Consider the following 23,042-nt stretch of genomic DNA (forward strand, 5'->3'; position numbering starts at 1 on the left):
CGTAGCCTGGCATCGAGCGCCTCCGAACGTCGTCCTATTCGACTCCGGCGGGTGCGAACAGGCCCAAGCCGAAGTGGCAGCCGAAGCCCAAGGCGAGCGGCCCGCGCACGGGCGCCGCGAAGCGTAGTTCGATCAGGCGGCCCAGCGTGTCGGGTTGAGTCAGGCCGCGCTTGCCGCGGAAGCGGTGGTAGTGCAGGGGTTTGAGGCGACGGCCGTCGAAATCGCAGTCGGGCAGTTCCCGGAAATCGAGGATCTCGGGAAGCCCTTCGCCACGGGCATGCCATTCCTTGCGCAGTTGCGCAAGCAGCGCCTGATGCAGGGCCTCGGGCGAGCGCAACGCCGGCTTCTTGAGGTGCCAGGGGTGCAGATAGGGTGTGACACTGCGCCAGACCGCGGATTCGCCGGCCAGCGGCGTGTGCTGGCGAAACAAGGCGGCGACGCCGAGGGCCTCGAGCATCACACGCAACGATTCGCCCTCGCCATAACGGACGGTCTTCAGGGCGGCAAGCACGCGCACGGAATCGTCGCTCAAACCAGCGGGCACGTGGATCAGGACGTGTGCGATCTCACCGCGCCGATCCGGATCCGGAAGCCAGAAGGCATGCCCGTGGCGATTGCCGTCTCCGAGTTCGTGGCCCGACAGCTCGCACGGAATCGCCTGTTCACCGAGCAGGCGCTTGGCCTTGCCCATGACGGCCGCGCGCAGGGCCTCGCCCACGCGGACCGCATCCTCGATGCGCGGCAGGGGCTTGCCGTAGAGGGCGAAGCGGGCGGTGGTGCGGGCGGTGACCGGACGGGATGAGACGCGCTTCGGCGCTGGCTTGCGTGCCACGGCGGGCAGCGCTTCGAGCGGACGCCGGTAACTGACGATCTCCGCAGCCGGGGGGCGATCCCAGCCGGCGGATTTCCAGTCATCCGTGTCCAAGCTCAGCGCGTCCAGCCAGTCCTCGGGAAGCGAACGGCGCAGCTTGGCAGGGGGGCTCTTCTTGCCACCCAAGCGGTCGGCCCTCAATGCGGTGTAGCGCGCGGGAGACACCGGCGCCAGCACACGCACGATTTCACCCAGAACCTCGCCGGTCTCGGTATCCACGTCCGGTGCATCGGGCAGGCAATTGAATCCGTCGCACCACTCGGCGCGGTGCGCCTGCACCCAGGATTCGGCACGCCCGAAGTAGGCCATCGCGTCCAGCAGCTCATCGAGCAAGGTCAGAGACTCGGGCTCCAGCACGAGATCCGGCCAGGCCAGCACGATTGGATCGTCCGGGTTCACACGCACGAAGGCGTCGAAGACGAGTGTGGGCTTGTCGCCCTTGGCAGGCATGTAGTGGCGCGTGTGCGCATGGACGACGTCCTCGGGCAACCGGATCCGGGGTGGCCTGGCTTCCGCCAGCCGCGCCAGCAGCCCGGCGAGATGTTCCCGCGGATAGCGCCCTTGGTCGAGCTTGCGGTGCCAAGTGGCGATCAGGGCTCGTGCCAGACGCCAAGTGTCTGGCGGCCAGGCGACATCCGCCTCGTTGACGTGCCGTCGCCAAGGCGTGGCGTGGTAGCGGCCGCCGGGGAAGGTGAACTGGATCGCCAGCATGGCACTTATCCGTTGGCAGCCTCGGTCTGCTCGTCCTGTTTCTTGTCTTTGGCTTTGCCGGCGCCTTCCCAGGTGACGGCGGTGACGCGTTTTTGCGGCCAACCATTCTCTTCGGCGACCTTGGCGATGAGAGTTGGAAGCTCGGCTTCAATCGTCTCTCGCGTCGGCACCGTGAAGCCTTCCGGCCGAGTCACGGTGAGCGATTCGCATTCGAGATCGCAGGCAGTGCGAAGACGCAGGCCTTCGTCGAGGAAGGCTCGAATCTTGAACAAGGCAAGCGTGATCAGCAGCCGTGTGACGTTTTCGCCGAGGCCGTAGCCTCGGATCTGGGCGAGATCAAGGTTGAAGTAAGCCGTGATCTTGGGCGCCGTGAACTCCGAACGCGCAAATGGAACATTGCCAAATCCGCGTGCTGTGTCACCGGAAGGATTGACTTGGTCGTTCTTGACGCCCCCGCTTTGCGCCTCGCGCACGTCCTCAGCCTCGATGAAGGCCGACAACGCTCGCGGAAGCCGCAGGCGACCCCCTGCGAGATCGGACTTGGCAAGAAAGACCCCATGCAGCAGGGCGTTGGTATCCATGCGCAGTAGCACAGCCGCCAGTTTGCGGATGTCAACCGGCCCCTCTTCCATGCCGGCGAGCTCCTGCTTGAGCAGGCTCAGGACTGTCGTGTCCTTGCCTTCCAGGATGTAGGGTGAATTCGTCCGATGCGCTTCGAGCACTGTGTTGGTGAGCGGCTCGCCGGTCTTGTTCACAACCTTGATGACGGGCAATCCCTTCAGTGGCGCGACCCAGTCGTCTGCGACCCTGTCCCAACACACGGTCTCGAGCCGGTTGGCCATGCTCTGCGCCGATTCCACGAGCAGCATGCGCTTGCCATCGGGGCCGTCGTAGGTAGCGGGACCGAGATTGGGGAAACCTGTTGGCTGGAAGCGCGTGCCTTGGAGCGGCTTCAGCCGTGCCTCAAGCAGCAAGCGGGGGGTATGGTCAAGGGCGCTCAGGTCGAGGGGCATGACGGGTCTCCTTCAGTCGGCGGTTTCGATGGTTGGTTCGAGTTCGGTTTCGGGCGCCAGATCGAGCCGATTCAACAGGCGGCGGGTCTCGCCGAAGGTCAGCGGAATCACAAGCGCGGCGAGCAGGCGGGGGCCGTCGCCGCGACGCGGGTAACAGGGCGGCTGCCGGCCCGGCAGCTTGATGCCGAGCGCGCGCAGACGTTGCCAAGCAAGTCGCAGGGCTGCCTCGACATCGTCGGCAACCAGTCGAGCCGGTATCTCGGCCGGCAGGCGCAGGCTGCGATCCCTGGGCAGCCAGTCGAGCGCGCGCAGCATTGACTCGGCGGTGAAGAACGGCTTGAGCAACCCATAGGCCGAGGGCAAGGCGATGGGGATATCGCTCTTCGGTGGATCGAGTTCGAGGCATTCGACGCAGGCGAGGCCATGGGCAAGCTCGGCGATGCGTCGATCGTCAGTGCCGCCTTCGAAGAAGTGGTGCACGTCCTCGAGGGTGGCGCCGGTGCGGCTTGCCAACAGCTCGTCTTCGGCACCGAGCCGGATCGCCTCGAGACGGCGGCGATGCAGCAACTGCGCGAGATTGCGCTCCAGCGTGCCCGCGTTCCAACAGACGAGGCCGCCGTTCTCGTCCCAACTGCGGCCATCCAGACGCACCGGGACCAGATGCGGGCGCAGTCCGAGCACGACGCGCTTTCCATCCACACCCGAACGAAAAGAGAGCCTGGCCAAGGCGGTTGCAATCCGGAATTCGGCGCTGCCGTCGTCGGCGCGACGCGCCCAGCCCGGCGTAAGCATGGGAAGCGGGGGAGGCACTTGCTCCCGCACCCGGGAACTGCGCGCCGCCACGATTTCGATGCGTCCGAGCAGCCTCAGCGTCTGTTCCACAGCCTGCCGATCCACACGCCGGGCCATTGCGAACAGGGCGGCGTCCAGTTGATTGGCCAGGCCGCGGAATGCGTTTGGCGCCTTGTCATCGCGTCCGAGACGCTGTACCCGCGAAAGCCAATCGTTGCGATCGAGGTCGTCGATCAAGTCCGCCTGTGGATTGCGGCACACCTCGTATCTTTCAATAGGCGTTGCGAAAAAGCTTTGCCCGTTTCGCATTAGAAAGCTGAATCGCTGAAACTGAGAGATACCACGATCGATACCAAGTTGTGCGATTGCGCGCGCAAAGTCGAGCCCCTTAGAAACTACTCTGCCTTTGAGAGTCGCTCTACCTTCTGAGAACAGGGACCTGATCTCATCGAGCGGGCACATCCGTTGCCAAAGTGGGAGCCATAGCTCCATGACCTGCCTTTTGGCCTTTTTAGGGCGCTCCTCGTCTGGAACATAACCGGCCGTGCCTCCTGCTAGCGGTGACACGACAAACGGGAAGTTGAAAGACGGGGCAGAGAACTCGCCGCGGCGGGTTGCACTACTTGCAAAAAGCAGAGTTCCCTCAAGTGCCAGCAAGTAATCCCATGGATTGGTCCAAGTGTCATCATCGAAACCAGTCGAAGCATTCGCGCCGCCAGCATCTGGTGGGGAAAAGTGCCCGGGCGTTTGATCTGTCCTGACCAGCGGCAGGTTAGAGGCAAACAATGATGTTTCTATTGCGTAGTCATAGCCGCGATCAACTATGCAAGCGACAACCTGTTGCGCGAAGCCAGATACATAGCTTCCACTACCTTCGTTTCCACCTGTTCCGAGCAATGGAGGAAACTTTCGGCCTTCTGCGGTCAATACATAACACGCATCAAGCCACGGCAAGATGTGGTCAGGAAGCTCTGATCGACAAATGCTTAGGAGATCAAGCTTCCTCTCATCAGAAGCCTTCACATCGAAGCCATGCTTCTTCAGAAGATTCTGAACAAGCCGGATTGCTTCACGGTATCTTTCTAGGCGCGGAATACTCGAGTTCGCAATGCGCGAAAGCGCCTCTCTGGCAGTTCGCTCTGACGAGCCGGAAAAGAATCCGGACCGCGCGCCCCACGGCGCGACCAGCGGCGTCGGCTGATAGCGCTCCAGGAAGAATTCCAGTAGCTCCTCACTCTTCAATCGGGTGCTCAGCACGAAAACGTCGTTGCGCCAGCAGCCGGTGGCGTCCGGGTCGTCCGCCTGCTCGGCGACCAGGCGCAGCACCGCAAGTGCCTTGAGGTAGGAGGCCAACGGTGTCGGCGTGCAGCCGTGCAGGACGATCTCGTTCGTGCCGCGGTTGTTCCGATACCCCGGGGTCGGTTCGCGGACGCCGCCGGCCTGGGGCCCCGCCGCCATGGCGCGGGTGCGCTCGGCGTGTGCGGTCAGGCGGTCGAGCGCTTCGAGGCGCTCGCGCAACGTCAGCGCGCGCCAGCGCCGCAATTGTTCCCGGCGGCTGCCATCGAAAGTCGTCTTCGACCAGTCGATGTGGTTCTGTTCGCTCATGGCCAGCCCTCGCTTTCGAGCATCCAGCGCAGATGCTGGATATCGTCCAAATCACGTGGCCTGCCCGCCACTTCCTTCATGCGGATCAGGGTGGGAATGGAAACGAAGCGTGCGGGCAGTCCAGGGGCGATCTCGCCCTGCATCGAAGCCTCGTACTCCTGCCGGAAGTCGAAGGGCTCGTAAACGAACACGTCCACGGAGGTCTCGGGGTGGAAGTTGCTGAAGAAATTGAGCACGCGCATGCCCTTGTCCTCGTACCAGTGCCGGCGTTGCTCTGCGCTGGCGAACTGCTGCGCGCTAATAGGGACGGCCGGTTGGTAACCGATCTTGGCGAGGGCCGCGAAGGCAGCGACGATGTTGTTCGCGTCGAGCGCGATGACGAGATCGATATCGGCGGTGAAGCGTAGGTAACCGTGAGCATTGACCGCCAGTCCGCCCGCCACGAGGTAGCGCACGCCTGCATCGTTGAGGGCCCTGGCGACCGCCTCGAATGCGTCGAGCTTCATGCCTGCTCCTTGCGCGAGGCACGCCAGTCGGCGATGCGCACCAATGCCTCGCACCACGCGAGCCGGAACGGCCCGAGGCTTGGGCTGGCGAGCAAGCGGTGTGTTCGCGTGGTCCACGAGGGGCCTTGCGCTCCCTCGCCAAGCTGCATCAACTCCAGATGCAACGGAGTTTCCGGAAGCGATTGCCCGTCGGCGAAGCTGAAGGCCGGAAGCACATCGCCGTCCCAGACGCCGCGTGCGAACAAGCGCCCATCTTCCGGCTCGGCCTCGCCGGGCAAGGCACGCAGCGACAGCCGCACCTTGCCGTGATGGGCGGCGATCAGATAGGCGACGAGATTGGTGCGCTCGTCGTCGGCATGGCCGTTTGCGTGTAGCCAGGCCAGCGCGGAGGCCAGTTCGTGACGGAAATGCCTGCGCTCGATCTCGCTCTCGCCGTCACGCACCAGATATTTGGCGCGCGGCGGCCTGCGGCCCGGCTTGCGGCCGGCCTTGGCCCAGTAACCCTCGCCAAGCTCTTCGTCGGTACCCTTGCGGTGTGCCTGACGCAGCATGCAGTCGAAGGCTTCGTGCAGCTTGCCGATGTCGTGCCAGCGGTCGGCGGTGACGATGATCTCGCGTTCAGGATCGTGGATGTCGAGAGCGGCGCAGAGCTGCCCAGCCTCGCTTTCGGCGTCGGCCAGATGCACAGGCAGCGGGACGGGCTTGCTGAGCAGGCTGCGCGGGTCCCCATCGTAGGCTTCTGGCTCCACCTCGGCCGCCGCTTCGGTAACCAACGGCGCAACCTCGGCTCTCTCGTCCGCTGCAAAGCCGAGATCGGCACGGTATCCGCCCGCCGCGGACGACAGCATCAGTACCAGACCGGGCCGCAACCGGTCGTTCCCGCCATGCCGTTGCCAGCGGCGCGCGAGCGGATCCCAGCGCCAGGCCTGGCCGTGCCCCAACCGGCCGAGCAAGGCCGGAGCCGCGGCCTTGCCAAGGCTGGCCCGGCAAAGTTCGTCCCGGGTGGGCGGTCGTTGCATCGGTTCGTTCGGGTCGTCGCCGAAGTCTCGCCAGAACAACAGCACGTCGGCGTCATCGGCATCGCGCACATAGGGCGCGATATCCACATCGAAGCCGGAAAGGTCGGGGTCGGTGTTGAAGAGGTCGAGGAAGTCCTTCCGGCGCAGTACCGCATACAGCGGCGCCGGCTCGTCGGTCGCCGGCAGGTCGGCCGGGCTGGCGCTGTCGAGGCCTGCTAGCTTTGCACGGGCCGCAGCGAGCTGCTCCGGAGAATATGGCTGCGCAGTTTCCTTGGTGGGCTGTGCGGTTTCCTTGTCGCCGGAAAAGTCGATCCAGACGATGTCCGCACCCTCCTCGTTGTGTTCTCCGTAGCGGTTGCAGCGGCCGAAACGCTGCACGAGCGAGGCCCAGGGAGCCAACTCCGTGAACAGGGTGCGGCAGGACATGTCCACACCAGCCTCGACGGCTTGTGTGGCGACGATGATGCGACCTTGTTCCGGCAGAGGCTGTTGCAGGCGGGATTCGATCGCGCGCCGATCCGGACCGCGGAAGCGGGAATGGATCAGCAGGCGCTCGGGGCTCGAGGATGCTTCAGATTCCCTCGAGGCTTTCCGGCCGCGTTTGGCGGGTGCCGGCCCCAGCCGCTCATAGAGCATCTGCGCACGCTCGACGGTATTGAGGATGACCAGGGTGGTCGCCCCTGGCTGATGCGCACGAACGACAGCATCGGCCAATGCATCGAGGTAACTTTCCAGATCGTGCTTCGTCACCCCTTCGAGGCGGAAGTCGGCGCGCTTCAATCGCTTGACGGCGCTCCGCCGCTCCTGGACGTCACGGCGGCTCACGTCGTCCTGTGCCAGTGGCAGTGACACCAGCGCTTTGGTGGAAAAATCCACAGTCTCGAGCCATTGCCGGTTCAGGGTGGCGGAGACCCACAGGCTGCGGCAGCCTTTCGCCAGCGGCAGACGCTGCCGAAAGGCCTCGAGCTGGGCGCTGGTCGGCAGCCCCGGGCCCATGAGCTGGACTTCGTCGAAGACCCAGAATGCATCGTTGTGCAGCAACGCAAAATGCATCGGCCACTGATAGCGGCTCATGCCGTAGCCGCGCATCAGCGCGCGCGACAGCAGCATGTCCTGGGTGCCGATCAGGATCGCGTCTTCCTCGGGGTACTCGGCCCAATCGGCGCGGCGCGCGTCCTCCGAGCCGCCCATCAGCAGATGCACCGAGACCTGGCCCTGCCCCGGTTCGCCAAGGATCTTCAGGTTCTCGAGCCAGTCCCTGACGTTGCGCTGGGTCTGCTCGACCAGGACGCGCATCGGCAGGCACCAGACCAGGCGGCGCGGGGTGTCCGGATCCGGTGGTTCCGCGCGCCCGCCCTGGCGCCAGCCGCGCTTCCACAGCCAAGCCAGCGTGACCGCCGCGGTCTTGCCCAGGCCGGTCGGCACTTCGAGCAGGTCGGGCCAGCTTTGTCCGACGTTTTCTCCGAAACCGCCTTCGGCCAGCCGGCGCTGATATGGGAAGGGGTTGGCGCCCGGCATCTCGACCCAACCCATCGCGATGCGGAAAAAGGTGTCGTAGTTCATGTTCATCCGATGAAGGCTTGCGCGTGCATCGTCCCGGTGTCCTCCAGGCAAAAGAGCTCTACGCGGTGGCGGCGTGATGCCGGCCACGCGGCGGAGGCAACGGCGATGCGGCATGGATAGCCGGCGGCCGTCTCAGATCCTGCGACGGCCGCGCCCGTGCACGGCTCAGGCGCGGGCTGGCAGCCCCAGCCGTTGGCGAAGGCGTTGGAACTGGTCGGTACTTGCACCCGGCACCGCCGAGCCACGCAGTTCCATGTCGCGCAGCAGGGCCTCGACCTGTTCGCGGCCGTCGGGGTCGGCGACGGCTTCGCGCGGGGTGCGGTTGTCGAGCGCGGGGAGGGCGGTGTCGGGCCAGGTTGCATAGTGCCGTTCGATCTGCTCGGCCAGCAGTGCCTCGATTTCGGCGTCCGGGGCATCGGAGACCGGTGCATGTGCAGCCACTGCGTCCTGCGCGAGCATGCGCTCCACCGATTGCAGCTCGTCCAGGCGCAACCGGGCGCGCTCGCCGAGGCGCTCGGCGACGATCTGCTTGAAGCGTTCGGCGCGTTCGCGCGAATTGACCTCGACGGTCAGACGCTGGCCGTGGATGAGCACCTCGCCGAGCACGGTGTTGTTCCAGTGCGCATGCGCCTGGTTGCCGGCCTTGGCCCAGGTCAGTTCGACGCGATGCAAGCCGCCGTCGGCATTCCGCTCGGCGCGCTCGAGCAGCTCGGCCTCGTCGGCCAGGATGTCGAGCGACTTGAGCGCGTCGAAGGCGGACTGGGCGGAGTCGATGTCGAAGACGAGCTTGTGGAATTCGACGTCCTCGCCGTCGGTGTTGTGGAGTTGCGGCGGTGCCGGGTACAGCGCCTGCTCGGCACAGCGGAGATAGTGCTCGCGCAGCATGTCGTCCGCGTCGCGCAGGACGTCGCGGTCGATGCGTCCGACATCTTCGCGAATCAGCCGGCGCAGTTCGATGAGATCGATCTTCTCGGCCGGCGACAGCGGGATCGGGCCGGTTGCCTCGAGGACGGTCAGGCCCTGCACGGTGACGAGCTGGGCGTACAGCAGTTCGCCGGGTTTCACGCTGCGCGATGCCGTGCCCTCGGCCACTTCACGGATTTCGCCGGTGAAGACATCACACAGGGTGATGCTGCGGCCCGGCTCGCAGCGCTCGACTTCATGGAACCCGAACGGGGCCTCCAGGCAAGCGGCGAGATACTCGCGCAGCAAGGGCGACAGCCGCCTGCCGTACCGATCGAGCCAGCATGCGGTGGGCCGCACGCCGTGCAGGTCCGGATCCGGCACGCAGGAATCGCCGGCTGCCGGCGCCCACGCATGGAACAGCCACGGCATGAAGACCGGAAGATGCGGCGTCTCGGGGTCGAACGGTTCTCGTTCCCCATCGGCCAGCATGAACTCGCCCCAGGCGGCGTCCAGCGCCGCCTCGCCGTAGGTATCGAGGAAGAAGCGGAACATCCGTGCCGGCAATCCCTCGAGCTCGGCGCGCAGACGGCGCCAGAGGAGTTGTTCGCGCGAGCTGACCTTCGCGGCCTCGGCCGCGAGGCAGCAGTGCTTGTACTTCCTGCCGCTGCCGCAGGGGCAGGGCGCGTTGCGGCTGGCGGTCGGCATGGGCAGGCGGGGGCGTCGCGAGGGGCGTCCAGTCTAGCCCGTGGCCCGCCGCCACCGCGCCCCGCGCCCATGCCCCTCGCGGCGCAGCCGGCCCTCCGCGCGCAGTTGGTCGAGGATGCGCTTGAGCCGTGCGGGCGGGGTGTCGGGGAAGCGTTGGCGCAGGCTCGCGATCGCGAAGCCGTCGGGCAGTTCGTGGAGGATCGCCAGGCGGATGCGGGTGTCCAGGCCGCCGTCGGCGGGGGCGGGGCGGTAGTGGGCGAGGGGTTCGCGCACGCTGTCGGGCGCGGGCTGCGCCAGGCTGGCGGCGACGGCGGCGAACCAGCGCTGGGTCCACAGGTTGGCGAGCTTGCGGTTGCCGGCGAACACGAACTGCACGTGCGGGAACAGCGCCGGCAGTTCCGCCAGCACGCGCTGCACGTGCGCCGCGGGCCAGCGGCCGAGCCTGGCCGGGTCGCCGAAATCGCGGTAGGGGGCTTCCAGCACCAGCGCGGCGTGCGGATAGGCGGCCAGTTCGGCGAGCTGTTGCTGCAGGCCCTTGAGCTCGGCCAGGTCGGTGAGGAAGTTCTCGCGCGTCTTGCGTTCGACCACCGCCACCGGGCGCTGTTCGTGCAGCAGGGCGTAGTCGCCCACCGGCAGCTTGCGCCGTGTCGCATGCGCGCCGGGGAACCGCCACGGGTAGCGCTCGGCGCTGTCCACCGCCACTTCGAGCGGCAGGTTGGCGACGAGTTCGGTGCGCTTTGACGAACGGTGTCCGCGCACCGCGGCCTCGGTGCGGAAGAAGATCTGTTCGTAGGTGCCGCCGTCCTTGCGCGGCTTGTCGAGCGTGAGGAACTCGCAGCGCTTGCGCTGCGGGCGGTCGAGCGTGACCGAGAGCTTGCGGCCCAGGCGCGCCAGGTGCGCGACGGGCACGCGCTCGTGCGGCGTCAGCGCCTCGGCGGGGTCGGCCTCGCGCTCGCGCAGGCAGAACACCTGGGCGCCGGCACCGGGCCAGGCGCTCTGCGCGCGCACGACGAGCAGGACGCGGCCATCCTGCTCGATCCGGATGCGCCAGGGAAAGCGCGCGTCCGCGGTGCGTTCGACGATCCACCAGGCCGGCATGGGGAATGAGGCTCGAAGGAAACGTCCTGTCCGGCGCAGCCCGGAGCGCCGATAATAGCCGGCCCGCCCACGCCCCCGCCCGCCGCCATGCCCAAGATCCTCTGGACCCTCACCGACGAAGCCCCCTTCCTCGCCACCGCCAGCTTGCTGCCGATCGTGCAGGCGTACGCGCGCACGGCCGGGGTCGCGGTGGAGACGCGCGACATCTCGCTGGCGGGGCGGATCCTGGCGCAGTTCCCGGAGCGGCTGTCGGCGGCGCAGCGGGTCAACGACGACCTGGCCGAGCTCGGCGAGCTGGCCAAGACGCCGGACGCCAACATCATCAAGCTGCCCAACATCAGCGCCTCGGTGCCGCAGTTGAAGGCGGCGATCGGCGAGCTGCAGGCGCAGGGCTATCCGCTGCCGGACTATCCGGAGGAGCCGCGCAGCGAGGAGGAGCGCGAGATCAAGGCGCGCTACGACAAGGTCAAGGGCAGCGCGGTCAATCCGGTGCTGCGCGAAGGCAACTCCGACCGGCGCGCGCCGGCCTCGGTCAAGGCCTACGCGCGCAAGCACCCGCACAGGATGGGGCAGTGGACCGCGGCGTCGAAGGCGCACGTGGCGCACATGGACGCGGGCGATTTCTACGGCAGCGAGCAGTCGGTGACGGTGGCGCAGGCGACCTCGCTGCGGATCGAGCTGGAAGGCGCCGACGGGCGCAGGCAGATGCTCAAGACCGGGATCAGGGTCGAGGCCGGCGAGGTGGTGGACGCGGCGGTGATGCGCCTGGCCGCGCTGGAGCGCTTCGTGGACGCGCAGATCGCCGATGCGCGCGCGCAGGGCGTGCTGTTCTCGCTGCACCTGAAGGCGACGATGATGAAGGTGTCGGACCCGATCCTGTTCGGCGCGGTGGTCCGCCGCTTCTACGCGCCGGTGCTGGACAAGCACGCGCAGGCGCTGGAGGCGATCGGCTTCGACCCCAACAACGGCATCGGCGACCTGTACGCGAAGCTGCCGGCGCTGCCGGCCGACGCGCGCGCGGCGATCGAGGCCGACATCGCTGCGCTGTACGCCGAGCGCCCGGGGCTGGCGATGGTCAACTCCGACAAGGGCATCACCAACCTGCACGTGCCCTCGGACGTGATCGTGGACGCCTCGATGCCGGCGATGATCCGCGACGGCGGCAGGATGTGGAACGCGGCCGGCGCGCTGCAGGACGCCAAGGCGGTGATCCCGGACCGCTGCTACGCCGGCATCTACCAGGCGGTGATCGACGACTGCAAGGCGCATGGCGCGTTCGACCCGGCGACGATGGGCAGCGTGCCGAACGTGGGCCTGATGGCGCAGAAGGCCGAGGAATACGGTTCGCACGACAAGACCTTCCAGATCCCCGCCGCCGGCACCGTGCGCGTGCTCGACGAGGCCGGCCAGGTGCTGCTGCAGCACGCGGTGGAGGCCGGCGACATCTGGCGCATGTGCCAGACCAAGGACGCGGCGATCCGCGACTGGGTCAAGCTCGCGGTGACGCGCGCGCGGCTGTCGGCCACGCCGGCGGTGTTCTGGCTCGATGCCGGCCGCGCCCACGACGCGCAGCTGATCGCCAAGGTGGAGCGCTATCTGCAGGAGCACGACCTTGGCGGCCTCGACCTGCGCATCCTGGCGCCGGTGGACGCGATGCGGCACTCGCTGGCGCGCATCCGCCAGGGCCTGGACACGATCTCGGTCACCGGCAACGTGCTGCGCGACTACCTGACCGACCTGTTCCCGATCCTGGAGCTCGGCACCAGCGCGAAGATGCTCTCGATCGTGCCGCTGATGGCCGGCGGCGGCCTGTTCGAGACCGGCGCCGGCGGCAGCGCGCCCAAGCACGTGCAGCAGTTCCTGGCCGAGAACTACCTGCGCTGGGATTCACTGGGCGAGTTCCTGGCCCTGGCCGCCTCGTTCGAGCATCTGGCCGAGCGCACCGGCAGCGCGCGGGCCAGGGTGCTGGCCGAGGCGCTGGATGCGGCCAACGCGATGTTCCTCGAGCACGACCGCTCGCCGGGACGCAAGCTGGGCACGATCGACAACCGCGGCAGCCACTTCTACCTGGCGCTGTACTGGGCGCAGGCGCTGGCCGCGCAGGACGCCGATCCGGCGCTGCAGGCGGCGTTCGCGCCGCTGGCGCAGGCGCTGGCCGCGCACGAGGCGCAGATCGTCGAGGAACTGATCGCGGTGCAGGGCCGGCCGGTCGAGATCGGCGGCTACTACCACCCGGACCTGGCCAAGGTGGCCGCGGCGATGCGGCCGAGCGCGACGTTCAACGCCGCGCTGGCGGGGCTCGGCGCGGGCTGAGCCCGCTGTCCGCCCCCGCACCCGGGGGCGGACGTTCCCGGGTTGGCCTCAGGCGGCGCGGCCGAACTCCGGCGCGCCGCGCGCGAGCAGCTCGCGCGCGACCTGCACCATCTGCAACGACGCCAGTTCGAACGGCCCCGGCGCCTCGGCCGGCGGGCGCCGCCGGCGCGCGTAACGCGGGCCGTAGCGCGACGGCCCGGGATAGGTCGGCTGCACACGCGTCTCGCGCAGCCACGGGGTCTGGAACAGGGGCATCGACATGCTCGGGCTCCTTGGGGGGAAGGGGCCGGCGCAGTCTGGTGGCCGCACGTGACTGGAAGATGCCCGTGCGGTTGCACCGGCGTGTCGCTGGCCCGCCATGCATGGCGGGCACCGCCAAGTGGGGACGCCGCGCACGGGCTTCAAGCCAGGCGAACCGCAGATGCGCACCGCCGCGCTGCCGGCGGTAGGCTGGCATCCCTGCTGCTGCCGGAGTCCGCCCATGTCCCGCCTGCTGCCCGCCCTGCTCGCCTGCGCCGTGCTCGCCGCCTGCGCCGCCACGCCGTCCGCCGACGAGCGCGGCCGCGGCGATGCCCCGATCAGCAACGCCACCGGCGCCGCGCTGGATGCGGCGATCGCCGGCCCCTGGCGCGATCCGCGCAACGTCGCCCGCGACGTGCACCGCCATCCGAAGGAGACGCTGCGCTTCTTCGGCGTCGACGCCGACGACACGGTGATCGAGATCACCCCCGGTGGCGGCTGGTACGCCGAGATCCTGGCCCCGTATCTGCGCGAGCGCGGGCGCTACGTGGCCGCGGTGTGGGACGACGCGATCCCGGGCCAGCCGCAGTACCGCTACGACCTCAACGCGCGCCTGCGCGCCAGGTTCGCCGCCGCCCCGGCGGTGTACGGCACGCCGGAGGTGCGCGTGTTCGACCCGAAGGCGCCGGTGTTCGGCCCGCCGGCCTCGGCCGACGTGGTGCTGACCTTCCGCAACGTGCACAACTGGGTGTCCGACGGCAACGCCGAGGCCTACTTCCGCGCCTTCTTCGACGTGCTCAAGGAAGGCGGCACGCTCGGCGTGGTGGACCATCGCGCCCGGCCCGGCACCGACCTGGCGACGATGAAGAAGTCGGGCTACCTCACCGAGGCGCTGGTGATCGGGCTGGCGCAGCAGGCCGGCTTCGTACTCGAGGCCCGGAGCGAGATCAACGCCAACCCGAAGGACACCACCGACCATCCCAACGGCGTGTGGACGCTGCCGCCCACGCGCCGCCACGATCCGGCGGACGCGGCCAGGTACGAGGCGATCGGCGAGAGCGACCGGATGACGCTGCGCTTCCGCAAGCCGCGCCGCGATTGACGAGCGAGCGGCCTTGCTGATCGCCCTCAACAAGCCCTACGGCGTGCTGTGCCAGTTCACCGACCGCAGCACGCCGCCGCGGCGCACGCTGGCGGCGTTCGGCCTGCCGGCGGGCGTGTATCCGGCCGGACGCCTGGATTTCGATTCCGAAGGGCTGCTGCTGCTCACCGACGACGGCGCGCTCGCGCACCGGCTCACCGATCCGCGCCACAAGCAGCCCAAGACCTACTGGGTGCAGGTGGAAGGCACGCCGCGCGCGGAACAGCTCGCGGCGCTGCGCCACGGCGTGGTGCTGGGCGACGGGCCGACCCGGCCGGCGCAGGTGCGCACGATCGCGCCGCCGCCGCTGTGGCCGCGCGATCCGCCGGTGCGCTTCCGCAAGACCGTGCCCGACGCCTGGCTGGAGCTGACCCTGCGCGAGGGCCGCAACCGCCAGGTGCGGCGCATGACCGCGGCGGTGGGCCTGCCGACGCTGCGCCTGGTGCGGGTGGCGATCGGGCCGTGGCGGCTCGCGGACCTCGCGCCGGGGCAGTGGCGGGCGTGCGCCTGAGCGCCCGTGCGGCGCCGGTCGCAGGCACGCGGTTCTGCTAAGGTCGCGGCGATGCGCATGGGGACGCGTGCGCGGGGAGGCTCGGCATGACCCAGCCCGGACTGACCGGACGGATCCTGGTGGTGGACGACCAGCCCGCGAACCTGCGGGTGGTGAGCGCGCTGCTGTCGCGCCAGGGCCACGAGGTGCTCGGCGCCGCCACCGGCGCGGAGGCGCTGCGCCTGGCGCTGGAGCACACCCCCGACCTGCTGCTGCTGGACATGCTGATGCCGGGCATGGACGGCTTCGCCCTGCTCGCCGAGCTGCGCCGGCATCCGCCGCTGCACGACGTGCCGGTGGTGTTCCTGACCGCCGCGCACGACCGCGACGTGGTGCTGCGCGCGTTCGACGCCGGCGCGGTGGACTACGTGACCAAGCCGTTCACGCCCGAGGAACTGCTGGCACGGGTCAACTCGCACCTGGGCCTGAAGCTGGCGCGCGACCGGCTCGAACGCGTCGCGCGCGAACGCGAGGCGCTGGTCAACCTGGTCGCGCACGACCTGAAGAATCCGCTCACCAGCGTGCTGTTCGCCAGCGAGCTGCTGCTGCAGGGCCAGTGCCGGCCCGAGCGCGTGCCGCGCTACCTGCAGGTGATCCACGAGAGCGCGCAGGACGCGCTCGGCTACATCCGCCGCTACCTGGAGACGCAGAAGGCCGCGGCCGCGCAGGCGCCGGCGCAGGCCTCGGTGTGCCTGCGCGAGCTGCACGACTGGCTGGTGCGGCGCTACGAGCCGCAATTGGAGAGCCGCGGCATGCGCCTGCAGTCGCTGCTGCCCGAACCCGCGGGGCGGGTGGCGATCGACGGCCTGGTGCTGCGCCAGGTGGCCGAGAACCTGGTGACCAACGCGCTCAAGTACGCCGCCGGCGGCGGCGAGCTCACCCTCGAGGTGCGCGCCAGCGCGCCGGGCTGGCGCCAGCTGCGCGTGCTCGACCGCGGCCCCGGCATCCCGCCGCAGCGCCAGCGCGAGCTGTTCCGGCCGTTCGTGCGCCTGGCCGAGCACGACGACGGCACCTCCAGCGGCCTGGGCCTGGCGCTGGCGCGGCAGATCATCGCCAACGCCGGCGGCCAGCTCTGGTACGAGGACCGCGAGGGCGGCGGCGCGCAGTTCGTGATCGAGCTGCCCGAGGCGCCGGCCTCCGCCTGAGCGCGGCGCTCAGTGCGCGGTGCGGTCGGTGGCGGAACCGCGCGTGCGGCGGCGCGGTGGGCCGACGGGCGCGGCGCGGGGGGCCGCAGCGGCGTCGCGGCGCACCGCCTCGACCCGCCGCGCCTGGCCTTCGAGCGGCGCCTGTTCGGCGCGGCGCGCGCGTTGCCGCAGCAGGTACCAGGTGGCCACGCCCGCGCCGACCACGGCCGCCGCCAGCAGCAGCGGGTGCCGGCGCGCGACCCGGCCGGCGGTGCGGGTGCCGGCGCGCACCGCGCCGAGTGCGGCGCCGGCCTGCAGCCAGCGTCCGGGATGGCGCGGGATCTCGCGGCGCAGGGTCTCGCCGAGCTGGTCGAGCAGGTGCAGCGCGCGTTCCGACAGCGGCGGTCGGGCCAGGTCCTCGTTCATCGGCGCGTCGTGCTTCATCGTGGGCTCCTCCGGGACGGGATGCCGGCGCAGTGTCCGCACCGCGGCGTTCACGAGGCGTGATGCGCGCCGCGCTCAGCTCCCGCGCGGCTTGGCGCGGTGGGTCGGGGTCGCGCTCCAGGGATCGTCGGGCCACGGGTGTTTGGGGTAGCGGCCCTTCATTTCCTTCTTCACTTCCGGGTAGGTGCGGTCCCAGAAGCCGCGCAGGTCCTGGGTCACCTGCAGCGGCTTGCCGCCGGGCGAGAGCAGGTGCAGGGTCAGCGGCACGCGGCCGTCGGCGATGCGCGGGGTGTCGGCCAGGCCGAACAGTTCCTGCAGCTTCACCGCCAGCACCGGCGCGCGCGGGGCATCGCCGGCCTCGTCGTAGGCGTACTCGATGCGCCGCTCCAGCCCGGACGGCACCGCGATGCGCGTGGGCGCCAGCGCCTCCAGCCGCGTGCGCTGCGGCCAGTCGAGCAGCGTGTGCAGGGCCTGGGCGAATTCGGCTGCGTCCAGCGCATCGAGCCGGGTCTTGCCGGCGAAGGCCGGCCGCAGCCACTCGTCCAGGCGCGCGAGCAGCGCGGCGTCGGACAGGTCGGGCCAGTCCAGCTCCGGCATCCACGCGCGCAGGCAACGCACCCGCGCGCGCCACTGCGTGGTCGCCTCGTTCCAGGGCAGCACCGCCAGGCCGAGCGTGCGCACCGCGTCGGTGAGCGCCTGCGCGGCGCGCGCCGGATCCACCCGTCCGGCCGGGCGCGTCTCCAGCACGATGCCATCGAAGCGGCGCTCGCGCTGCGCGACCAGCGCGCGCCGGGCCGCGTCCCAGCGCACCGCATCCTCCTCGACGAAGCGTTCGGGGAATTCCTGCTGCAGCCGCGCCTCGTCCAGCGGCGCGGCGCGCAGCAGCAGCGCGTCCCGGGCTTCGAACCGCACCTCGCTCGCCACCAGCCACGGCTCGCCGTACAGCGCGCTGTCCTCGGCCAGGCGCGCGATGCGGCCGTTGGCGAGCTGGTAGCGGCGCGGGTCCTGCGGATGCTGGCGGGCGATGCGGTCGGGGAAGGCGTGCAGCAGCAGGTCGCCGAGCCGGTGCGCGGGCGCCTCGCGCGGCGGCGCGGCGTCCACGCGCAGGCGCCGGCGCCATTGCGCGGCGGCGGCATCGAGCGCGGCCAGGGCGCTGCGGCTGGCCTCGGCCGGGACGCGCCCGGCACGGAACGCGGCCAGTGCCTGCCAGCGCGCGTGCAGGGCGTCCGAACGCGTGCGCAGCGGATCGCGCGCTTCCAGCAGCGCGGCCAGGTCGCAGGCCAGGGCGCGTTCGTCCGCGCGCGCGGCGAGCAGCATCGCGGCCAGGCGCGGATGGGTGCCGAGCGCGAGCATGCGCCGGCCGAGCGGGGTGGGCGCCGTGCCTTCGAGCGCACCGAGCCGCTGCAGCAGGTCGCGTGCGGCGGCCAGCGCGCCCGGCGGCGGCGGATCGGGGAAGCACAGCGCGGCCTGGCCCCAGGCGGCCAGTTCGAGCGCGAGCCCGGCCAGGTCCACCTGCGCGATCTCGGGGCGCCGCTGCGGTTCCAGCCGCTGCGACTGCGGCCACAGGCGGTAGGCCCAGCCTTCCGCCACGCGCCCGGCGCGGCCGGCGCGCTGGTCGGCGGAGGCCTGCGAGACGGTCACCCGCTCCAGCCGCGAGAAGCCCGAGTTCGGATCGAAGCGCGGTTCGCGCGCCAGGCCGGTGTCCACCACCACGCGCACGCCGGGCAGGGTCACGCTCGATTCGGCGACGTTGGTCGCCAGCACCACGCGGCGCACGCCGTCGGGCGCCGGCTGCAGCACGCGCACCTGCTGTTCCACCGGCAGGTCGCCGTGCAGGGCCAGCACTTCGGCGGGCACGGCCGGGGCATCCTGCGCCTGCAGCAGCGTCTGCACGCGCGCGATCTCGCGCTGTCCGGGCAGGAACACCAGCACGTCGCCGGGATGCTCGGCGAGGGCGTGTTCGACCGCGCGCCGCACCTGGTGTTCGAGGGGTTCCTCGCGCCGCGCGGGAAAGTGGGCGATGCGGACCGGGTGGCTGCGGCCGGCGCTCGCCAGCCGCGGGGCGTCGAGGAACGCGGCGAGCCGTTCGCCGTCGAGGGTGGCCGACATCACCACCAGGCGCAGGTCGGGGCGGACCGAGGCCTGGACGTCGAGGGCGAGGGCGAGGCCCAGGTCGCTGGCGAGGTGGCGTTCGTGGAATTCGTCGAACAGCAGCGCGCCGACGCCGTCCAGGAGCGGGTCGTCCTGCAGCATCCGGGTCAGGATGCCTTCGGTGACGACCTCGATGCGGGTGCGGGCCGAGATTTTCTGTTCGAAGCGGATGCGGTAGCCGACGGTCTCGCCCACCGCTTCGCCGAGTTGTTGCGCCATGAAGCCCGCGGCCGCACGCGCGGCGACGCGGCGCGGTTCGAGCATCACCAGCTTGCGCCCTTGCAGCCAGGGGGCATCGAGCAGCGCGAGCGGCACCTGGGTGGTCTTGCCGGCGCCGGGCGGCGCTTCCAGCACCAGCCGCGGATGCGCGGCGAGGCGCTCGCGCAGCTGCGGCAGCAGTTCATCGATCGGGAACGCGGGGCGATTCACGGCAACAGGATACGGTGCGGGGTCGGGGAGGACCGAGGGCGTGACCTGTGTGCAGTGGAATCCGCGCGTGGGATGCAGGGGTGCGGAAGCGACGAACGCGCCTTGAAACAGGCGCGGATGAGATGGTCGGACCGGCTCCTGTTCGAGCTGCGGGAAGTTTGGGCGGCCCGGGTCCTGGTGTGATTGCGGGAGGCTTGGTCGGCCCGGGTCCGGTGCGCGGGGGGTGTCGCGTCGAGCGCGCCATGGATGGGGATGGCGCGCGGCCGCGTGTCGGAGCCGGACGCGGAGCCCACGCGGCGAACCCCACCCCAGGCAGACCGGCGCCCCCACACGAAGCGGCGAGAACATGCACGGGCAGCGCCAGCCCACTCCCGCCAACCCCGTAAAATCCGCGCCCATGCAACTGATCGACATCGGCGCCAACCTCACCCACGACAGCTTCGACCACGACCGCGACGCCGTGCTGGCCCGCGCCCGCGCCGCCGGCGTGGTGCAGATGGTCGTCACCGGCGCCAGCCGCGAACACTCGCCCAAGGCGCTCGCCCTCGCCCGCGCCCACCCCGGCGAACTGTTCGCCACCGCCGGCGTGCATCCGCACCACGCCAGCGAATACAGCGCCGAATGCGACGCCGAACTGCGCGCCCTGCACGCCCACCCCGAGGTCGTCGCCGTCGGCGAATGCGGCCTGGACTACTTCCGCGACTTCTCCCCGCGCCCGGCCCAGCGCCGCGCCTTCGAACTCCAGCTGCAGATCGGCGCCGACACCGGCAAGCCCCTGTTCCTGCACCAGCGCGACGCCCACGCCGACTTCATGGCGATGATGCGCAACTTCGACGGCCGCCTCGGCCCCGCCGTCGTGCACTGCTTCACCGGCACCCGCGAGGAACTGTTCGACTACCTCGACCGCGACTGGTACATCGGCATCACCGGCTGGCTGTGCGACGAACGCCGCGGCACCCACCTGCGCGAACTGGTCCGGCACATCCCCGCCGAACGACTGATGATCGAGACCGACGCCCCCTACCTGCTGCCGCGCACGGTGCGGCCGCCGCCGTCCCACCGCCGCAACGAACCGATGTACCTCGCCCACATCGTCGAGGAACTGGCCCGCGACCGCGGCGAGGACGTCGCCGTCACCGCCGCCCGCACCACCGCCACCGCACGCGCGTTCTTCCGCCTGCCGCCCGCGCCGGGCGCGGACTGAGCGCGGCCGTGCCGCTCAGCTGCGCAAACCCACCCCGCGCTCGAGCAGCCACAGCCCGAGCGCGGCCAGCACCACCACGAAGCCGAGCATCAGCGCGTAGGCCATCCACAGCGGCACGTCGCTCACGCCGAGCAAGCCGTAACGGAACGCGTTGACCATGTAGAAGATCGGGTTGAGGTGGGTCGCGGTCTGCGCCCAGTCCGGCAGCAGCCGCACCGAGTAGAACACGCCGCCGAGGTAGGTCAGCGGGGTGAGGATGAAGGTCGGCACGATCGCGATGTCGTCGAACTTCTTCGCGTACACCGCGTTGACGAAGCCGGCCAGGGAGAAGATCGTCGCGCCGAGCAGCACGGTCGAGAGGGTGACCAGCGGATGCGGCACCCGCACGCGGGTGAACAGCATCGCGATCGCGAGCACGATCGCGCCCACCATCAGCCCGCGCAGCACCGCGCCGGCGACGTAGCCGGTCAGGATCACCCAGTGCGGCATCGGGCTGACCAGCAGCTCCTCGACGTGGCGGCCGAACTTGGCGCCGAAGAACGAGGAGCTGATGTTGCCGTAGCTGTTCTGGATCACGCTCATCATCACCAGCCCGGGGACGATGAAGTCCATGTAGCGGATCCCGTCCATGGCGCCGATCTGGCGCCCGATCAGGCCGCCGAAGATCAGGAAGTACAGGGTCATGGTGATCGCCGGCGGCACCAGGGTCTGGCCCCAGATGCGCAGGATGCGGGCGACCTCGCGGCGGACGATGGTCGCCAGCGCGACCAGGTTGCGGCGGGCGATGGTGGGTTCGGCGGCGGTGGCGTTCATGCGGCCTGCTCCGGCGGCACCTGCGCGGTGCCGTCCTGCGCGTTCTCGCCGGTCAGGCGCAGGAACAGCTCCTCCAGGCGGTTGCTCTTGGTGCGCATCGAGCGCACCCGGATGCCGGCGTCGTTGAGCGCGGCGAACACGCGGTTGAGGTCCATCGCGCGCGGCATCTCCAGGTCGAGGGTGTGGTGGTCGGGCGCGTGCAGGGTGGCGCCGGCGATCTGCGGCAGGGTCTCCGGCAGCGTGCCCTCGACGTCGAGCAGGAAGCCCTCCACGTCGAGCTTGGCCAGCAGCGCCTTCATCGGCCCCTGCTCGACGATCCGGCCGCGGTCGATGATCGCCAGGTTCCGGCACAGGCTCTCGGCTTCCTCGAGGTAGTGCGTGGTCAGGATGATGGTGGTGCCGGCGGCGTTGATCTCGCGCAGCGTCTTCCACATGCCGCGGCGGATCTCGATGTCCACGCCGGCGGTGGGCTCGTCCAGGATCAGCAGCTTCGGCCGGGTCATCATCGCCCGCGCGATCATCAGCCGGCGCTTCATCCCGCCCGAGAGCGTGCGCGACATGACCTGGGCCTTGTCCCACAGCTGCGCCTCCTTCAGCACCTGCTCGGCGCGGCGCTGCGCCTCGCGGCGCGGGATGCCGTAGAAGCCGGCGTAGTTCACGCAGATGTCGAACGGCTTTTCGAACATGTTGAAGTTGAGTTCCTGCGGCACCAGGCCGATCAGGCGCATCGCGGCGCTGCGCTCGGCGTCCAGGTCCGTGCCGAAGATGCGCACGCGGCCCGAGCTCTTGTTGACCAGCGAGCTGACGATGCCGATCAGGGTGGACTTGCCGGCGCCGTTGGGGCCGAGCAGGGCGTAGAAGTCGCCCGGGCGGACCTCGAGCGAGACGCCCTTGAGCGCCTCGACGCCGTTGCCGTAGGTCTTGCGCAGGTCGGTGACGGCGAGGGCGGGCGCCATCGCGGCAGGGGGCTGGTCGGACATCGGAGCGGGGGATCCGGGCCGCGGTCGGCGCGGCGATGCCGGTAGTATAGGCAGCCTCCGGGGCCCGCTCCGGCAACACAGTTTCCCGATCCGTGCCCGTCCATTTCCCGCTCAAGCTCGTCGGCCGCCGCATGCTGGCGCCGACGGTGGCCCACCTCAGCTTCGTCCGCGACGACGGCCAGCCGCTGGACTTCATCCCCGGCCAGTTCATCCAGGTCCACTTCCGCTATGCCGACGGCACCCCGGCCAAGCGCAGCTACTCCCTGGCCACGATCCACGACCACGCCCTGGGTCCGGGCGAGGCGGTGGACATCGCGGTCAGCTACGTGCCGGGCGGGGCGGCCACCGCGCTGTTCGAGGCCCTGGGCGAGGGCGAGCGGATCGAGGCCAGCGGGCCCTATGGCCGCTTCTGCCTGCTGCCGAACGACGCCAACCGGCGCTACCTGCTGATCGGCACCGGCACCGGGGTCACGCCCTACCGTTCGATGCTGCCGCAGCTGGCGCAGCTGATGCGCGAGCGCGGGGTGGAGGTGGTGCTGCTGTTCGGCGTGCGCACGCCTGCCGAGCTGCTCTACGGCGAGGAGTTCCGCGCCTTCGCCGCGGCGCATCCCGGGTTCCGCTTCGTGCCCTGCTTCTCGCGCGAGCTGCCGGCCGCGGGCTCGCCACACGCGCACGCCGACGTGCGCCGCGGCTACGTGCAGCAGCACCTGGCCGAGTTCGCGCCCGACCCCACGCACGACATCGCCTACCTGTGCGGCAACCCGAACATGGTGGACGCCTGCTTCGAGGCGCTGAAGGGCCACGGCCTGCCGGTGCCGCACATCCGGCGCGAGAAGTACGTCAGCGGCAAGTAGCCGCCGCGCC

At 70.0% G+C, this 23,042-nt stretch carries 18 protein-coding genes; 6 read left to right on the top strand and 12 right to left on the bottom strand.

Annotated elements, in window-relative coordinates:
* Positions 1-34: 34 nt before the first annotated feature.
* From csb2 to FPV26_RS07575, 7 genes are all read right to left on the bottom strand, one after another.
* The gene (gene csb2, locus FPV26_RS07545) at positions 35-1,582 is read right to left on the bottom strand and encodes a type I-G CRISPR-associated protein Csb2 (RefSeq protein WP_147653253.1); all 1,548 of its coding nucleotides are present in this window, start codon (positions 1,580-1,582) and stop codon (positions 35-37) included.
* Positions 1,583-1,587: 5 nt separating this feature from the next.
* The gene (gene cas7g, locus FPV26_RS07550; RefSeq protein WP_147653254.1) at positions 1,588-2,595 is read right to left on the bottom strand and encodes a type I-G CRISPR-associated RAMP protein Csb1/Cas7g; all 1,008 of its coding nucleotides are present in this window, start codon (positions 2,593-2,595) and stop codon (positions 1,588-1,590) included.
* A 12-nt stretch (positions 2,596-2,607) separates the two neighbouring features.
* Complete coding sequence (cas8g1, locus tag FPV26_RS07555) at positions 2,608-4,992, bottom strand: type I-G CRISPR-associated protein Cas8g1/Csx17 (protein WP_147653255.1); 2,385 nt, start codon at positions 4,990-4,992, stop codon at positions 2,608-2,610.
* Positions 4,989-5,498, bottom strand: coding sequence for a hypothetical protein (locus FPV26_RS07560; RefSeq protein ID WP_147653256.1), 510 nt, complete (start codon positions 5,496-5,498; stop codon positions 4,989-4,991). Before FPV26_RS07560 ends, cas8g1 begins: the two co-directional genes overlap by 4 nt.
* Positions 5,495-8,080 carry a type I-G CRISPR-associated helicase/endonuclease Cas3g gene (cas3g, locus tag FPV26_RS07565; RefSeq protein WP_147653258.1) on the bottom strand — a complete coding sequence of 862 codons (2,586 nt, stop codon included), beginning with the start codon at positions 8,078-8,080 and terminating at the stop codon, positions 5,495-5,497. The genes FPV26_RS07560 and cas3g overlap by 4 nt, the downstream gene beginning before the upstream one ends.
* 165 nt (positions 8,081-8,245) lie before the next feature.
* Positions 8,246-9,691: an SEC-C metal-binding domain-containing protein gene (locus tag FPV26_RS07570; protein WP_147653260.1), complete on the bottom strand. Its 1,446-nt coding sequence runs from the start codon at positions 9,689-9,691 to the stop codon at positions 8,246-8,248.
* A 33-nt stretch (positions 9,692-9,724) separates the two neighbouring features.
* A complete protein-coding gene (locus FPV26_RS07575; RefSeq protein WP_147653261.1) occupies positions 9,725-10,789 on the bottom strand; it encodes an ERCC4 domain-containing protein in 1,065 nt (354 codons plus the stop codon).
* 87 nt (positions 10,790-10,876) lie between these two features.
* On the opposite strand from FPV26_RS07575, the gene FPV26_RS07580 reads away from it, so the two are divergent.
* Positions 10,877-13,102, top strand: a complete 2,226-nt coding sequence (locus FPV26_RS07580; RefSeq protein WP_147653262.1) for an NADP-dependent isocitrate dehydrogenase — start codon at positions 10,877-10,879, stop codon at positions 13,100-13,102.
* A 48-nt stretch (positions 13,103-13,150) separates the two neighbouring features.
* On the opposite strand, the gene FPV26_RS07585 is transcribed toward FPV26_RS07580, so the two are convergent.
* Positions 13,151-13,363, bottom strand: coding sequence for a hypothetical protein (locus tag FPV26_RS07585; RefSeq protein WP_147653264.1), 213 nt, complete (start codon positions 13,361-13,363; stop codon positions 13,151-13,153).
* Between the two features lie 220 nt (positions 13,364-13,583).
* On the opposite strand from FPV26_RS07585, the gene FPV26_RS07590 reads away from it, so the two are divergent.
* The 3 genes from FPV26_RS07590 (at position 13,584) to FPV26_RS07600 (ending at position 16,178) form a co-directional block, all read left to right on the top strand.
* The gene (locus FPV26_RS07590; RefSeq protein ID WP_147653266.1) at positions 13,584-14,444 is read left to right on the top strand and encodes a class I SAM-dependent methyltransferase; all 861 of its coding nucleotides are present in this window, start codon (positions 13,584-13,586) and stop codon (positions 14,442-14,444) included.
* A 13-nt stretch (positions 14,445-14,457) separates the two neighbouring features.
* Positions 14,458-14,994 (top strand): pseudouridine synthase, encoded by a 537-nt coding sequence (locus FPV26_RS07595; RefSeq protein ID WP_147653267.1) that lies wholly within the window; start codon positions 14,458-14,460, stop codon positions 14,992-14,994.
* An 86-nt stretch (positions 14,995-15,080) separates the two neighbouring features.
* Positions 15,081-16,178 (top strand): hybrid sensor histidine kinase/response regulator, encoded by a 1,098-nt coding sequence (locus FPV26_RS07600; RefSeq protein WP_147653269.1) that lies wholly within the window; start codon positions 15,081-15,083, stop codon positions 16,176-16,178.
* Positions 16,179-16,187: 9 nt separating this feature from the next.
* On the opposite strand, the gene FPV26_RS07605 is transcribed toward FPV26_RS07600, so the two are convergent.
* Both FPV26_RS07605 and hrpB read right to left on the bottom strand, forming a co-directional pair.
* Positions 16,188-16,601 (bottom strand): hypothetical protein, encoded by a 414-nt coding sequence (locus FPV26_RS07605; RefSeq protein WP_147653270.1) that lies wholly within the window; start codon positions 16,599-16,601, stop codon positions 16,188-16,190.
* Between the two features lie 75 nt (positions 16,602-16,676).
* A complete protein-coding gene (hrpB, locus tag FPV26_RS07610) occupies positions 16,677-19,181 on the bottom strand; it encodes an ATP-dependent helicase HrpB (RefSeq protein ID WP_147653272.1) in 2,505 nt (834 codons plus the stop codon).
* Positions 19,182-19,578: 397 nt separating this feature from the next.
* On the opposite strand from hrpB, the gene FPV26_RS07615 reads away from it, so the two are divergent.
* A complete protein-coding gene (locus FPV26_RS07615) occupies positions 19,579-20,385 on the top strand; it encodes a TatD family hydrolase (protein WP_147653273.1) in 807 nt (268 codons plus the stop codon).
* A 15-nt stretch (positions 20,386-20,400) separates the two neighbouring features.
* On the opposite strand, the gene FPV26_RS07620 is transcribed toward FPV26_RS07615, so the two are convergent.
* Together FPV26_RS07620 and FPV26_RS07625 are read right to left on the bottom strand one after the other, a co-directional pair.
* Positions 20,401-21,198 carry an ABC transporter permease gene (locus FPV26_RS07620; protein ID WP_147653275.1) on the bottom strand — a complete coding sequence of 266 codons (798 nt, stop codon included), beginning with the start codon at positions 21,196-21,198 and terminating at the stop codon, positions 20,401-20,403.
* Positions 21,195-22,178 (bottom strand): ABC transporter ATP-binding protein, encoded by a 984-nt coding sequence (locus tag FPV26_RS07625; RefSeq protein ID WP_147653277.1) that lies wholly within the window; start codon positions 22,176-22,178, stop codon positions 21,195-21,197. The genes FPV26_RS07620 and FPV26_RS07625 overlap by 4 nt, the downstream gene beginning before the upstream one ends.
* A 92-nt stretch (positions 22,179-22,270) precedes the next feature.
* Here FPV26_RS07625 and FPV26_RS07630 point away from each other — a divergent pair, with 92 nt between their 5' ends.
* A complete protein-coding gene (locus tag FPV26_RS07630; RefSeq protein ID WP_147653278.1) occupies positions 22,271-23,032 on the top strand; it encodes an FAD-binding oxidoreductase in 762 nt (253 codons plus the stop codon).
* Positions 23,033-23,042 lie beyond the last annotated feature (10 nt).

The organism is Vulcaniibacterium gelatinicum (genome assembly GCF_008033445.1).
Taxonomy (GTDB): domain Bacteria; phylum Pseudomonadota; class Gammaproteobacteria; order Xanthomonadales; family Xanthomonadaceae; genus Vulcaniibacterium_B; species Vulcaniibacterium_B gelatinicum.